12 protein-coding genes are annotated in these 13844 nt (G+C 72.7%); 6 read left to right on the forward strand and 6 right to left on the reverse strand.

The window, feature by feature from the left end; all coding sequences use genetic code 11:
* The first annotated feature begins 567 nt into the window (after positions 1-567).
* The gene (locus ACPA54_RS20735; RefSeq protein ID WP_423531893.1) at positions 568-1008 is read left to right on the forward strand and encodes a hypothetical protein; all 441 of its coding nucleotides are present in this window, start codon (positions 568-570) and stop codon (positions 1006-1008) included.
* Between the two features lie 500 nt (positions 1009-1508).
* Here the strand turns inward: ACPA54_RS20735 and ACPA54_RS20740 are convergent, their stop codons facing one another.
* On the reverse strand, positions 1509-2315 hold the full coding sequence (locus tag ACPA54_RS20740; RefSeq protein ID WP_423531895.1) for an enoyl-CoA hydratase/isomerase family protein: 807 nt from the start codon (positions 2313-2315) through the stop codon (positions 1509-1511).
* 117 nt (positions 2316-2432) lie between these two features.
* Entirely contained in the window at positions 2433-3491 is a 1059-nt protein-coding gene (locus ACPA54_RS20745) for an MsnO8 family LLM class oxidoreductase (RefSeq protein ID WP_423531896.1), read from the reverse strand.
* Between ACPA54_RS20745 and ACPA54_RS20750 the strand changes: the two genes are divergently transcribed.
* Positions 3469-4104, forward strand: a complete 636-nt coding sequence (locus ACPA54_RS20750) for a pentapeptide repeat-containing protein (RefSeq protein WP_423531898.1) — start codon at positions 3469-3471, stop codon at positions 4102-4104. The genes ACPA54_RS20745 and ACPA54_RS20750 overlap by 23 nt on opposite strands.
* Positions 4105-6121: 2017 nt before the next feature.
* Here the strand turns inward: ACPA54_RS20750 and ACPA54_RS20755 are convergent.
* Entirely contained in the window at positions 6122-6622 is a 501-nt protein-coding gene (locus ACPA54_RS20755) for a methylglyoxal synthase (protein WP_423531900.1), read from the reverse strand.
* 635 nt (positions 6623-7257) lie between these two features.
* Between ACPA54_RS20755 and ACPA54_RS20760 the strand changes: the two genes are divergently transcribed.
* From ACPA54_RS20760 to ACPA54_RS20770, 3 genes are all read left to right on the forward strand, one after another.
* Positions 7258-7629: a DUF488 domain-containing protein gene (locus tag ACPA54_RS20760; protein WP_423531902.1), complete on the forward strand. Its 372-nt coding sequence runs from the start codon at positions 7258-7260 to the stop codon at positions 7627-7629.
* Positions 7630-7912: 283 nt separating this feature from the next.
* A complete protein-coding gene (locus ACPA54_RS20765; protein WP_423531904.1) occupies positions 7913-8977 on the forward strand; it encodes a Dyp-type peroxidase in 1065 nt (354 codons plus the stop codon).
* A 129-nt stretch (positions 8978-9106) separates the two neighbouring features.
* Positions 9107-9925, forward strand: a complete 819-nt coding sequence (locus tag ACPA54_RS20770; RefSeq protein ID WP_423531906.1) for a family 1 encapsulin nanocompartment shell protein — start codon at positions 9107-9109, stop codon at positions 9923-9925.
* Between the two features lie 127 nt (positions 9926-10052).
* Here ACPA54_RS20770 and ACPA54_RS20775 read toward each other — a convergent pair whose 3' ends face one another.
* Positions 10053-10865 carry an MHYT domain-containing protein gene (locus ACPA54_RS20775; RefSeq protein ID WP_423531908.1) on the reverse strand — a complete coding sequence of 271 codons (813 nt, stop codon included), beginning with the start codon at positions 10863-10865 and terminating at the stop codon, positions 10053-10055.
* A 535-nt stretch (positions 10866-11400) separates the two neighbouring features.
* Here ACPA54_RS20775 and ACPA54_RS20780 point away from each other — a divergent pair.
* A complete protein-coding gene (locus ACPA54_RS20780; protein WP_423531910.1) occupies positions 11401-11793 on the forward strand; it encodes an RNA polymerase sigma factor in 393 nt (130 codons plus the stop codon).
* 122 nt (positions 11794-11915) lie between these two features.
* Here ACPA54_RS20780 and speB read toward each other — a convergent pair whose 3' ends face one another.
* A complete protein-coding gene (gene speB / locus ACPA54_RS20785) occupies positions 11916-12881 on the reverse strand; it encodes an agmatinase (protein ID WP_423531912.1) in 966 nt (321 codons plus the stop codon).
* Positions 12878-13843, reverse strand: coding sequence for a nitrilase-related carbon-nitrogen hydrolase (locus tag ACPA54_RS20790; protein WP_423531914.1), 966 nt, complete (start codon positions 13841-13843; stop codon positions 12878-12880). The genes speB and ACPA54_RS20790 overlap by 4 nt, the downstream gene beginning before the upstream one ends.
* Position 13844 lies beyond the last annotated feature (1 nt).

Below are 13844 nucleotides of genomic sequence, written 5' to 3' on the forward strand. Positions count from 1 at the left end.
CACGCCACCGCTCGGCCAGGACGAATCCGGCGACTTCTCCGACCCGGACGGCGTTTTGTCCTACGCCTCGTTCGGCACCGAGGCCGTGCGCACGTCCAACCAGACCGCGAAGGTCTACGCCCAGGTCCACGCCGCCGCGGTGGCAGTACACATCCACCCGACGCCGGTAGGCGCCCCGCCCCTCATCCGGTTCGATCCGGTGACGGAGGGGACGACCGGCGACGTGGACACCTACGCCGAGTGCGTACCGCCGCCCTACCTGGAGACCGCGTTCGCCTACGCGCACACCGGCGCGGACGAGATCGAGATCGCCGGCCGCCAGGTGTCACCCGGGACCACCACCCTCGACGTCACCGGCGCGGACCTGAACGCACCGAACCTGGGACCGAGCACGCTGACCGTGCAGTTCACGGAGTACCACCGCCCACCGGGCGGCGCCCCGGCGGCGGGCTCGACCGCCAGCGCGGGCGTCGACGTCACGGTGAGCGGAACGCTCCGGGACCTGAACGGCGCCGTCGTGTACCAAGGGTCCATCGTCAAGGCCGAGTTGGGGCATGTGGAGGTGGTGTGCACGGGGGAGACGACTTCGCCGCCGGTGCCTACTTCGGGGCCGCCGACGTCTGGGCCGCCGACGTCTGGGCCGCCGACGTCTGGGCCTCCGACGTCTGGGCCTCCGACGTCTGGGCCGCCTACGTCCGGGCCTCCAACGTCTGGGCCGCCTACGTCTGGGCCGCCTACGTCAGGCCCTCCGACTTCGGGGCCTCCGACGTCTGGGCCGCCTACGTCCGGGCCTCCGACTTCGGGGCCTCCGACGTCTGGGCCTCCGACGTCCGGGCCGCCCACGTCCAAGCCTCCGACGTCATCTGCGCCGCCGACGTCGAGGCCTCCGTATACCTCGCGGCCGCCCACCTCGACACCGTCGACGTCGCGGCCGCCGTACACGTCTCGGCCTCCGACTTCGGGGCCGCCGACTTCGGGGCCTCCGACTTCGCAGCCGCCGACGAGTGAACCGCCGACGTCCGTGCCGCCGACGAGCGGACGGCCGACCGGCGGCCCGACGTCCTCCGGTCCTCCGGAGTCCTCGCCTTCCGGCTCCGGTGGGACGACGCCACCGCCCGGGGTTTCCGGGGGCGGTGAGGGTGGCTCCGGTGGTCACATGCCGGGCGGGCCGGACGGGCCGGGCGGTCCCGGCGGGTTCGGTACGTCCGGCGGCTCGGGCCGTCTCCCCAGCACCGGGGCGCAGGTGGGCCTCGGCGTGGTCGGCGGCCTGGGACTGATCGCGATGGGAACTGTGCTCGTGATCGCCGTGCGTCGCCGCGGTACTGCCGGATGACGTCCGGCGGGTGAGCGGAACGGGATGAACGAACGCCACCGCCGTTGAACGAACACGACGGCCGCTGCCCGGCGGTATGACCGCCGGGCAGCGGCCGTTGGGCCGCAGCCGTCGCGTGAACCGAGACCCTCGTGTGTACGGCGGGGACTGCCCGCCGTTCATCCCCGCCGGTCGCCTACATGTCCTGCCACACCGGCGCGCGGCGCTCGCGGAACGCCGCCGCGGCTTCCGTCATGTTGCCGGTGAAGGTGCCCAACACCTGTGTGCGGTTCTCCAGTTCGAGCTGCTGGCGGAAGCTGCCCGCCTCGATGCCGGCCCACACGCCCTTCTTCGTCATCCACACGCCGTACTCGGAGTTCTCCGCGATCAGCCCGGCGAGCCCCAGCGCCTCGTCGACGTGCTCGCCTTCCGGGGTGAGCGCGTTGAGCATGCCGTAGCGGTCCGCCTCCTCGGCGCTGAAGTGCCGCCCGGTGAGCATGAGTTCGGCAGCCCGCGTGGGGCCGACCAGACGCGGCAGCAGGTAGCTCGTACCGACATCCGCGGACGACAGCCCGACCTTGATGAACACCGACCCGAACTTCGCGGTCGTGTCCGCGACCCGCAGGTCCGAGGCGAGCGCCAGCGCCAGACCGCCGCCGACCGCCGCGCCGTGCACGGCCGCGATCACCGGCTTCTCGCATTCGTGGACGGCCAGCATCAGATCGACCAGGTGCTCCTGCGTCCGGTACACGAGCCCGACCTTGCCGCGCCCCTCGGCATCGGGCGCCGGGTCCGGGTCGCCGCTGAGGTCGGCACCGGAACAGAACGCCCGGCCCGCGCCGGTCAGCACGATCGCGCGGATGCCGCGCTCGCGGTTGAGCGAACGGAAGGCCGCGTACACGTCGGAGACCAGACTCGGGCTCAGCGCGTTGAGCCGGTCGGGGCGGTTCATCCGCACCAGGGCGACACCGGCGGCCGGGCGTTCGATCTCGGCGAATTTCATCGGGGGGCTCCTGGTCTGCTTGGGCCTGTGGGGCTCGGCCGGTGGGGCTTGCAGCAGGAAAACAGGTTTTCTTGACGGGGGCAAGGGTGCGGGGTGTCTTCGGGGAGGGCGCGAGGCTCAGGGTGTGGTGACCGGTGCCGGTGCTGTTGTCCTTGCGGTTGCCGGTGCCGTTGCTGTGGTCAGGGCGGCGAGGCGCGCGAAGGAGTCGTCCAGTGCGTCGCGATCGTAGGTGCTCGTGGTCACCAGGAACTCGTCGGCGCCGGTGCGGCCCAGTATCGCGCCCAGTTCGTCCTCGACCCGGTCGGCGGTGCCGCGGATCTGGCCGCGGAGGGCGTCGGCGAAGTAGGTCCGCTCCCGGTCCGTCATCGCCAGGCTGCGCACCTCGGCCGCGGGCACCAGCGGCGGGAACACCCCGTGCGTCCGCGAATACGCCGCCGACCAGGCCTCCGGGACCAGCAGCTCCTCGGCGGCGGCGTCGGTCTCCGCAACCGCCACCGTTCCCGCCACGACGACGTAGGGCGCGCCGGCCCACGGCGACGGCCTGAAGCCGGTGCGGTACGCCTCGATCGAGCGCAGCAGCCGCTCGTCGTCGCCGCCGAGCGGCGCGATGACCAGCGGCAGGCCCGCCCGCGCCGCGATCTCGGCGCCGTCTTTGGTCGCGAGCACGAACGGCGCGGGACGCAGGCCCTCGGCCGGGCGGGCGTGGACGTCCGGGTACATCGCCTGATCACCCGTGAAAAAGCCCAGCAGTTCGTCGAGTTGCGCGGAGAATCCGGCCGCCGCGTCCTTGCCGTGGCCGAGCGCCCGCCGGATCCCGTCGGTGAACCCCACCGAGCGCCCGAGCCCCATGTCGATCCGCCCCGGAAACAGGCTCTCCAGCACGCCGAACTGCTCCGCCACCACCATCGGCCGGTGGTTCGGCAGCATCACGCCGCCGGTGCCCACCCGGATCGTCTCCGTGGCCGCCGCCACCGCGGCGGCCAACACCGTCGGCGCCGACCCCGCGACCCCCGGCACCCCGTGATGCTCCGACACCCAGAACCGGCGGTACCCCCACGCTTCGGCCTTCCGGGCGAACGCGACCGTCGACGCCAGCGCCCGAGGATAAGGTTCGCCGCGCCGGGTCCGCGACCGATCGAGGACCGAGAACGGTGTGGTGCGCAACAGCGAGGTCATGATGACGACAACAGATGACACGCCGGAGGATTCCCGCGACGAGGTCTACACGGGCGAGGACTGGTACGCCCGCGACCTGTCCGGGCGCACCTTCCGCGACTGTTCGTTCGTCGACGGCGACTGGACGGAGGTCGTCGACGACGGCGCCGTCTTCGCCGGCTGCACGTTCGCCAACGTGATGTTCAACGCCTCCCGGCACACCGGTGCGGCGTTCACGAACTGCACGTTCCGCAACTGCACCTTCTTCGACGTGCAGTTCACCGACTGCAAGCTGATGGGCAGCCAGTTCACCCGCTGCTCGTTCGCCGCGTTCGAGGTGGACGGCGGCGACTGGTCGTTCGTGGGGCTGGCCGGCGCGGAACTGAAGCAGTCCACCTTCGACGGGGTAAGGCTGCGCGAGGCGGACCTCGGCGCGGCGGTCTTCACGAAGGCCACGGTCACGGGCTGCGACCTGTCCGGGGCGCAGCTCCGCGGCGCCAAGTTCACGGATGCGGACCTGCGGGGGAGCGACCTGAGTTCCCTGGAGCCGCTGACGGTGGACCTGCGGGGGGCGTTGATCGGGGTGGAGCAGGCGGCGGTTATCGCGGTGGGGTTGGGGATGCGGGTGGGGTAGGGGGAGTGGGAGTGGGAGTGGGAGTGGGAGTGTCGGGTGGGATTGCGTGGCCGGCTTTGGGGGCGTCGGCTGCGTGGGGCTCTGGTCCGGCGTTGGGCGGCGCTGCTGGCCCTGGGGGGTGTGTGCGCTGCGGCGTGGCGGTTACGCGGTGAGGCGTTGCGGTGTTGTGGGTTCTGCGTGGAGTTGAGGAGCCGGGCTGCGGCTGGTTGCCCGGTCGCACACGCTCAGCGTTGTCGCGGCGGGACTGTGGTGTGGGCGGTGCGGGGGTGCTGCGCTGACGCACCGGTTGCCCGGGCTGCCGCGGAGGGGTGGGGCTGCCGGGGCTGTGGCTTCGGCCGTGGGGGCGGGGGCGTTGCGATGAAGCTTGGCGGGTCTGTGATGACGCGCAGGGCGCGGGGCGCCGGCTCGCAAGCGCAAGTGGCCTGCCCAACCGGTGAGGGGATGGCCTGGGGTGTCGGCCTTGTCGGGACGCTGTCCTGGGCGTTGGTCGTTGGCCCCGCCGTCTGTCGAGGTTTTGTGCGCCTGACTGCCTGACTGCCTGACTGTCTGCGTGCCTGCGTGGCTGCCTGCCTTCCGGCCGTAACCGGGGCGTGGTGTCGGCGGTTTGCAGGACGAGGTGTGGTGGCCGACGGGTGACGGGCGCTGGTTGCGGGCGGGGCGGTGGTGCGGTTTCGTCCGCGTGTTCGACGTCTCGCGCTTCCCGGGTCCCCCGGACGAGCGCGTCGCCGTCGGTGAGCGCGACCTTTTCGCGTCTCAATCGTTGGCGGAACAAAGGGAGCCAGGCCGCACGACACACATGCCCGACGGGGGTGCATGAGTGCCCCGGGCGGCCGGTGCTCCTTGACCGGTCGAACGGCTGCCGATGCCCAGCGCGCCGCAGCCGAACGCCGCGCCGGTTCGTCCACGCAACGAACCGGCTGAGCCGACCGGCCCGGGCGGCGACGGGGGGCTGCCTGGGCCGGGTGGTGCCGGGTGGTGCGAGTCAGGTTCCCCGGAGCTGTGCTGTGGCCTGCTCCGAGGCGAGCCCGGGCAGCCACGGGGGCTGCCCGGTCGGTCGGCGTCGGGCGCTGCGCGGTGCGTGTCATGCGGGGGCGTGGCTTGATCGGCTCCGGGGCGAGTTCGGGCGGCGACGGTTCTGCCCCGATCGGCTGGTGCCGGCGGTGTGCGGTGTCCGGCAGGCAGGGTTGCGGCTTGACCCCCTCCGGCGCGAGTCCAGGCAGCGACGGGGGCTGCCTGGGCCGCGGCCGGGTGCCGGTGTTGTGTGGTGCGCGTCAGGTGAGCTGTGGTTTGGCTCGGTTACGGGCGGGCGGGCGAGTCCAGGCGGCGACGGGGGGCTGCCTGGGCCGGCCAGTGCCGGCCCGGGGCGTGGTTCAAGTGAGGCCGCGGCGTGACGCGCCTCGGGGCGAGTCCGCGTGGGGCGGCCGGGGCTTTGCTGAGGTGGCTGGGCCGCGGCTGTCGGTGTGTGTGTGCGGTGTGTGTCAGTTGCGGCTGTGGCTTGACTCACGCCGGCCGAGTTCGGGCGGCGACGGGGCTGTCGGGTCTGGCCGGTGCCGGCCGATGCGCGGCTGGTCAGGCGCGGCTGTGGCTTGATCGGCCTCGCGTCCGGGCAGGCGACGTCGAGGCTGCCTGGGCCGGGTCGGTGCCGGGTGGGGCGTGGTTCGCGAGGCTGTGGCGTGACGCGCCGGAGGCGAGGTCGGACGGACGAGGGCCGACCGGACCGGCCGGTGCCGGACGTTGTGCTGTGCGCGCCGGGCGGGGTTGTGGCTTGACCTACGCCGGTCGGGGGTCCCGGGCAGCCACGGGGGCTGCCCGGGCCGACTGGTGCGGGCGTTGTGCTGTGCGAGGCAGGTGGGTTGTGGCTTGGCTCGCGGGGAGTTCGGGCAGTGACGGGGGCGCCTTGGGCTCACCGTGACCGCGGCTGGCCGGCCCGGCCGACCGGCTTGCGCGGCTGGCTTGTCCGACGCGCCTACGCGGCCGGGCTGCGTGCCAACGGACGCGCGGCGCCCCGCTCGTCGCCTCAGGAGGCGACGCGGCCCGCCAGCCGGGTGTCCACGTGCTCCCGCGTCGCGCCGCCGAGCAGCGGGGACGTGATCACCAAGTCCGCGGTCGACCGGTTGCACGCGACCGGGACGTTCGCGAGTACGGCCAGGCGCAGCAACGCCCGGACGTCGGGCTCGTGGGGCTGCGCGGTCAGCGCGTCCCAGAAGAAGATCAGCAGATCGACGTCGCCTTCGGCGATCCGCGCGCCGACCTGCTGGTCGCCGCCGAGCGGCCCGCTGCGGAAGCGCACGATCGAAAGCCCCGTCGCGTCGGCGACCAAGCCGCCCGTGGTGCCCGTGGCGTACAACCGGTGCGGCGCGAGCACCTCGCGGTGCTCCAGCGCCCACGCCACCATGTCCGGTTTGCAACTGTCGTGCGCGACCAGCGCAATGCCCATGACCTCGGTGGCGGCTATGCCGGCACCGTCGGCCGGAGCGACGTCCAGCGGGGCCGCGGAACTCAGCGCGTCTCGGGTCATTCGGGTTCTCTGACTCTCTTCTCGCGGTCGCCCGCGTGCGATCCGACAGTGCGCGGACAGGACGGACAAGACCGGCCCCACCGACCCCGCCCACTGGTCTGGTCCACGCATTATCGGCCACCCGCGTGACGCGTCGATGTCCCGGACCAGTCCCCGAGATGACCACCCCGGCGGCCCGGTAACCGAGCCGGATCGCCCGCGGCCGCGCCGCACGGCCGGGACAACGGGCCCGCGGCTACCGCGTGCCAACTGCGGATCGGCTGGACATCGCCCCCTCCGACCGCGCCGATGAGCCCGCACGCCTGTGGCGGCAGCAGGCCACCCCCACCACCCCCACCACCCCCACCAACTGAAGCTCCCAAGCCCGCGGGGAGCAGTAGGCCACCCCAACCACCCACCCCGGGCCCACACGCCCCCGCCTCATCCACCCCGAGCCCGCACCCCTGTGGCGGCAGCAGGCCACCCCACCGCCTGAAGCCCCCCAAGCTCGCGCGCGGTGAGCAGCAGGCCACCCCCACCTACCCCGAGCCCGCACGCCCCCGCCTGATCCACCCCGGGCCCACACGCCCGCGGCGGCGACGGCCCACCCCACCCACCCCGGTTTCCCTCACCCCACCAACGGGCAGCCGGGCCCCATGGGCAAATCGAGTGCCAACGCCCCGTTCCGCCTCCGCCGGATCTACGACCCGGTGGAGCAGGATGGCGGGCGGCGGGTGTTGGTCGACCGGCTGTGGCCGCGCGGCATCAGCAAGGAGCGGGCTCACCTCGACGACTGGGCCAAGGACGTCGCCCCGTCGACCGAACTCCGCAACTGGTTCCACGCCGACCCCGACAAACGCTTCCCCGAGTTCGCCGAGCGCTACGACGCCGAACTCGGCGGTCCCGCGCAGCAGGACGCCATCACCGGGCTGCGCGACGCCGCCGCCCACGGCCCCGTCACCCTCCTGACCGCCGTGAAGGACCCCGACGACAGCTATCTCTCCGTCCTCCTCAAGCACCTCGAGTAGCGACCCCACCTCACCGGGTGACGACGCGGACGACCCGTGCCCGCAAACCCCCGATACAGGCCCTTGGTCCCGGATTCACCCCCGCATCCCCGGGGCACCCTGTCCCAGACCAACAAGCCACCCGCAAACAAGCCACCCGCAAACAAGCCACCCGCAAACAAGCCACCCGCAAACAAGCCACCCGCAAACAAGCCACCCGCAAACAAGCCACGCGCCCACAGGCCCACACGCCCACAGGCCAACCGACCCCCGACGCACCAACCGGTCCTCCAGGAGCCCGCGCATGATCCCGTCCCCCTCCCCCTTCCCCGAGCCCCAACCCGCGCTGGCCCCCCTGACCAGCGCGGCCGTGTTTCTCGTGGTGACGGTCGAGCCGGGTGGCGAGCAGCAGGTCCGGGATCTGCTGCCGGAGATCTCCGCGCTCACGCGCTCCGTCGGGTTCCGGGTGCCGGAGGCCGCGCTGTCGGTGTGCACGGGGATCAGCTCGGACGTCTGGGGCCGGCTCTTCGCGGGCCCGCGGCCCGCCGAACTGCACCCGTTCCAAGAACGCGTCGGGCGGATCCACCGGGCGCCGTCCACCCCGGGCGATCTTCTGTTCCACATCCGCGCGCACCGCATGGACCTGTGCTTCGAGTTGGCCTCGCACTTCATGTCGCGCCTCGAAGGCGCCGTCGCCGTGGTCGACGAGACACACGGGTTCAAGTACTTCGACGACCGCGACCTGCTCGGCTTCGTCGACGGTACGGAGAACCCCGTAGGTTCCCCCGCCTACCGTGCCGCCATCGTCGGCGACACCGACCCCGAGTTCGCGGGTGGCAGCTACGTCATCGTGCAGAAGTACCTGCACGACCTCACCGGCTGGAACGCCCTGACCGTCGAAGCCCAGGAACGCGCCGTCGGCCGGACCAAGCTGTCCGACATCGAGCTCGACGACGACGAGAAGCCCGCCGACTCGCACGTCACGCTCAACACCGTCGAGGACGACGAGGGCAACCAACTGCAGATCGTGCGCCGGAACATGCCCTTCGGGTCGTTCGGCCGCGGCGAGTTCGGGACGTACTTCATCGGCTACGCGGCCACCCCGTCGGTCACCGAACGCATGATCGACAACATGTTCCTCGGCAACCCGCCCGGCATCCACGACCGCCTGCTGGACTTCTCCACCGCGGTCACCGGCGGATTGTTCTTCGTCCCGTCGCAGGAGTGGCTCGACGCCGACCACCCGGCCGCCGGCAGCGGCGCCGCCACGGAACCGGCGCCCGCGACCCGTGCCGAGCCGGACCCGGCACCGACGCCCGAGCCGGACCCCCACGCCGGCTCCCTCCGCATCGGCAGCCTCAAAGCCTGACACCGCAGCCATCGCAGCCACCGCAGCCGCAGCGGCCGGAACAGCAGCCAAGCCGTCGGCCGAAAGCCGAACCCCGCCCCCCCGCCAGCAGAAAGCCGCAAGCCGCAAGCCCGAACAGGAGCACGCCCGATGAACAACCTCCACCGCGAACTGGCCCCCGTCTCCGAGGCCGCCTGGGCCGAAATCGAGGAGGAGGCGAAGCGCACGTTCACGCTGCACCTGGCCGCGCGCCGCGTCGTCGACCTGGACGGGCCGTCGGGGACCGCGCTGGCCGCCGTCGGCACCGGGCACCTCACGGCACTGGACTCGCCCGGCGACGGCGTCCAGGCGCGGCGGCGCGAGGCGCAGCATCTGGTGGAGTTGCGCGTGCCGTTCGAGCTGGACCGGGAGGCCGTCGACGACGTGCTGCGCGGCTCCGCGGACTCCGACTGGCAGCCGGTCAAGGACGCGGCCCGCACCATGGCGCTCGCCGAGGACCGCGCCGTGTTCGAGGGCTGGGCCGCGGTCGGTATCCAGGGGATCCGCGCGGACGCGAGTACCGCTGCGGTGGCGCTGCCGCCGCGCGTCGAGGACTACCCTGACGCGGTGTCGCGCGGCCTCACCGCGCTGCGCCTGGCGGGTGTGGGCGGGCCGTACGCGCTGCTCCTCGGCGCGGATGCCTACACGGCGGTCAACGAGACGTCCAACCACGGCTATCCGGTCCGCGAGCACGTCGCCCGGGTGCTGGCCGGCGGCGGCGAGATCGTGTGGGCGCCCGCGCTGCAGGGCGCGGTACTGATGTCGACGCGCGGCGGCGACTTCACCCTGCACTTGGGCCAGGACCTGTCGATCGGCTACGAGTCGCACGACGCGACGACGGTACGGCTCTACCTCACCGAGTCCCTGACGTTCTCCCTGTACTCGCCGGAAGCCGCCGTGGCGCTCACCGCCTCGGCCACGCCCCTGTAGCCAAGAACGCCGCACGAGGCCGGAAGCGCGAAGCCGGGACCGCGAAGCCGGAACCGCGAAGCCGGAACCGCGAAAAAACGAAGAACGCCGCAGGAGTCCGCCGGCCCGACAGGCCGGCGGCTCCGTCTCACCGCCCCGGCGTGCCGGCGTGCCTGCCCTGTCGGCCGCGGGACAGCCGGTCGAGGCGTTCGTCGAAGTCGGCGTCCTCGCGCAGTTCGTCCTCGGTGGGGGAGAGCGCGACGACGAACAGTGTGATGACCGTGAACAGGCTGATGCCGGTGATCAGCGGCGCGATGAAGTTGCTCGCCTGCGCACCGGTGACCGGCGCCGTGCTCGTCTGCACGGTCGCGCTCAGCGAGGCCATGCCGGTGTAGTGCATGCCGCACACGGCGATGCCCATGACCAGCGCGGCGCCGGTCGTGGCCAGCGGGCCGCGGACGTTGAGGGCGAACCAGAGCGCGGCGGTGGCGGCGACCACGGCGATGACGACGGACGCGGCGACGGTGGCCGGGGCGTAGGACAGGTGGCCGTGCATGTTCATCGCGTACATGCCCATGTAGTGCATGACCGCGACGCCGCCGCCGGTCAGGAGGCCGCCGACGGCGAGCCGCCGGTAGCCGCCGTTGCCGGTCGCCGCGGTGATCAGACCCGCGGCCACGACAGTGATGGAGACCAGCAGGCTGAGCACGGTCTGCGGGACGTCGTAGCGGATCGGCGTGCCCTCGACGGAGAAGCCGAGCATGGCGACGAAGTGCATGACCCAGATGCCGGTGCCGCCGATGGAGACCGCGGCGAGCGTGAACCAGGCGACGCGGGCCCAGCCGGTCAGCGCGCGGGCCCGGGACGTGCACAGGAGGCCGAGTGATGCGCCGACGCACGACATCACATAGGCGAGCACGGGTGTGAGCGCACCCGAGGAGAAATGGTCGATGTGCCCCATGGCGGGGGGTTCCCTTCGGAACGAGCGGAGGAGGCGGCCGTGATGTGCAGGCCGGGGAGAGGCTCAGCAAGGCCTTGTTTCGTCCGGGCGCGTTACGTCGGGAACCCCACCCGGCGCCGGGGCGAAATCGGAAGGCCGACTGCGCGGCGTCGATGATGGCATAGGCGAAATCCCGCCATGGTGCGGGGGTCTACGCGTGTGGTGGGCCGATTACTCGGCGGTATTACGTCGTATACGGAATGCAGCGCGGGACACAGCGCGGGACACAGCGCGGGCGCAGAGCGGACACAGCGCGGGCGCAGAGCGGATGCAGCGCGGGCGCAGCGCGGAACGCGGTACCGAACGCGGCGCCGAACGTCTGCGGAATGCGTGCCATCTCCGTCGATTGCCATCCGATCGTTAAGCCACAGGCACCCGGCATTCCCCAAAACACCGTTGATCCGCCCACCCCGGAAATCGGAAGGTAGGACCAGGAAACTCAGCTCACCCCCATGCCGGCCACCGCCCACCCCCTCGCCAACCACGGGAGCCCCCGATGTCGACCCGCCTCGAAGACGCAGCCCGCTCGTCGACCCCGCCCGCGGCCACGCCCGTCGGCACGCCCGGCCGCGATGCCGCGGATCCGCGCGGACACGGCCCGGAGTCGGGGCCACCGGGTACCGCGGCCGCGATCCCGGAGCAGCCTGCCGACCTCACCCGCCGCTTCGAACACGAGGCGCTGGTGCACCTCGACACGCTCTACGCCGTCGGCCTCCACCTCACGCACGGCGACCGCGCCGACGCCGAGACCCTCGTCGAGGAGACCTACGTCCGCGCCTACCGCGCCTACGCGCAGTTGCGCCGCGGCGTCGACCTCGGCGCGTACCTGCTGCGCACCCAGCGCGAGGTCTGGCGGGACACCCATCCCAGCCGGCCGCTCAGCGCCTAGGCACCGCGAAAAGCACACAGCCCCGGGGCCGCGGCTCATGCCGTTGCCCCGGGACCGCACGCACAGTTCCGCCCCCGTTCCCCCGTGCCCTCCATCCCCCCGTCCTCCCGTTTCCGCCCCGCTCAGCCGCCGTCCCGCCGGTTCCGCGCCAGCACCGACAGCAGCTCGTACGCGGTGTGCGCGGCCGCGACACCCGTCAGTTCGGCGTGGTCGTAGGCCGGTGCGACCTCGACGATGTCCGCCCCGACCACGTTCAGTCCGACCAGGCCGCGCAGCGTCCCGAGCAGCTCGCGGCTGGTGAGGCCGCCGGCCTCCGGCGTCCCGGTGCCCGGCGCGTGCGCCGGGTCCAGCACGTCGATGTCCACGGACACGTACACCGGCCCGTCGCCCAGCCGGGCCCGCATGCGCTCGACCACGGACGCGACCGTGGCGTCCTGGTAGTCGTCGCTGTGCACGACCTGGAAGCCGAGGACACCGTCGTCGGTGAGGTCCTGCTCGCTGTAGAGCGGCCCGCGGATGCCCACGTGCAGGCAGCGCGTCGGGTCCAGCAGCCCTTCCTCCGACGCGCGCCGGAACGGGGTGCCGTGCGTGTACGGCTGGCCGAAATACGTGTCCCACGTGTCGAGGTGCGCGTCGAAGTGCACCACGGCGACCGGCCCGTGCGCGGCGGCCGCGGCACGCAGCAGCGGCAGGGCGATGGTGTGGTCGCCGCCGATGGTGAGCAGCCGGGTGCCCTGCGCGGCGAAGTCCCGCGCGGCCAGTTCCACGGTCTTGATGGCGTCTTCGATGTCGAACGGGTTGACGGCGATGTCGCCCGCGTCGGCGATCTGCAGTTCGGCGAACGGCGAGACGTCGAGCGCCGGGTTGTACGGCCGCAGGAGCTTCGACGAGGCGCGCACGTGCACGGGGCCGAACCGGGCGCCCGGCCGGTAGCTGACACCGCTGTCGAACGGGACGCCCACCACCGCGACGTCCACGTGCTCGACCTCGTCCGCGCGCGGCAGGCGCGCGAAGGTGGCGGGCCCGGCGAAACGCGGGATGCGCGTGGCGTCGACAGGGCCCTGAAGCGAGCCTCGGGGGTCGTTCATCGGGAGTCCTTCTTCGTTGCGGGGTTGTCACCAACGGTGTTGCGGGTGCCGGCCGCCACCGGCGCATACAGCTCCGGCCGTCGGTCGGCGTGTACGTCGTTGTACGTGCCGATGTGTTTGTCGCGGGCGTCCGCCAGGCGGCATTCCGCGAGGAGCAGGGTTTCCTCGCCGGGGTGCGGCCCGGCGAGCGGGAAGCCGTCCGGGTCGGTGATGACCGAGCCGCCGACCCAGTCGGTGCCGCGTTCCGGTCCGGCCCGGTCGCACGCGGCGACGAACATGCGGTTCACCGCGGCGTCCGCCTGCACCCGCACGACCTCGGCGGGGCGTTCGCCTTCCGGGCGGGGCGCGTACGGCCAGTTGACCGGTGCGCACAGCAGTTCGGCTCCGGACAGCGCCGGAAGCCGCACCCATTCCGGGAACTCCAGGTCGTAGCAGACCATCAGGCCCACGTCGCCGAACGCGGTGGCGACCACCGGCGGGGGAGCGTCGCCGGGCACGAAGAACTCGCTTTCCCGCCCCCAGAGGTGCGCCTTCCGGTAGACGGCGCGCACCCCGTCCGGGTCGATCAGCACCGCCGAGTTCCGGATCAGCCCGTCCGGCGCCTTTTCCGCGAGCCCGGCCACGAGCACGATGCCGTGCCGCCGGGCGGCTTCCGTCCACGCGCCCACCGTCGGCCCCGCGGCTTCCGTTGCAGAGCCGTCCCCGACCAGCGGCCCGACCGGTTCGGCGAGTGCCGCGGCTTCCGCGGCGTCCCGGAACACGTAGCCGCTGTTGGCGAGTTCCGGCAGCACCACGATCCGGGCCCCGGCCTCCGCCGCACGGTCGATCGCGTCCAGGGTCGCGGCGCGGTTGGCCGCCGGATCGCCCACGGCCAAACGCACCTGGGCGCAGGCCACCACCGTCACCCCCGAGCCGGTACCGGATCCGGCCCCGGCCCCCGACTCCGTCGCAGCGCCGTCCACG

It is taken from the genome of Uniformispora flossi, assembly GCF_049534875.1.
GTDB classification, from domain to species: Bacteria; Actinomycetota; Actinomycetes; order Streptomycetales; family Streptomycetaceae; genus Yinghuangia; species Yinghuangia aomiensis.

Coding starts and splice junctions, on each gene's coding strand:
- ACPA54_RS20780 (WP_423531910.1), top strand. CDS start 11,401: ATGTCGACCCGCCTCGAAGACGCAGCCCGCTCGTCGACCCCGCCCGCG.
- speB (WP_423531912.1), bottom strand. CDS start 12,881: ATGAACGACCCCCGAGGCTCGCTTCAGGGCCCTGTCGACGCCACGCGC.
- ACPA54_RS20775 (WP_423531908.1), bottom strand. CDS start 10,865: ATGGGGCACATCGACCATTTCTCCTCGGGTGCGCTCACACCCGTGCTC.
- ACPA54_RS20740 (WP_423531895.1), bottom strand. CDS start 2,315: ATGAAATTCGCCGAGATCGAACGCCCGGCCGCCGGTGTCGCCCTGGTG.
- ACPA54_RS20760 (WP_423531902.1), top strand. CDS start 7,258: ATGGGCAAATCGAGTGCCAACGCCCCGTTCCGCCTCCGCCGGATCTAC.
- ACPA54_RS20755 (WP_423531900.1), bottom strand. CDS start 6,622: ATGACCCGAGACGCGCTGAGTTCCGCGGCCCCGCTGGACGTCGCTCCG.
- ACPA54_RS20770 (WP_423531906.1), top strand. CDS start 9,107: ATGAACAACCTCCACCGCGAACTGGCCCCCGTCTCCGAGGCCGCCTGG.
- ACPA54_RS20745 (WP_423531896.1), bottom strand. CDS start 3,491: ATGACCTCGCTGTTGCGCACCACACCGTTCTCGGTCCTCGATCGGTCG.
- ACPA54_RS20765 (WP_423531904.1), top strand. CDS start 7,913: ATGATCCCGTCCCCCTCCCCCTTCCCCGAGCCCCAACCCGCGCTGGCC.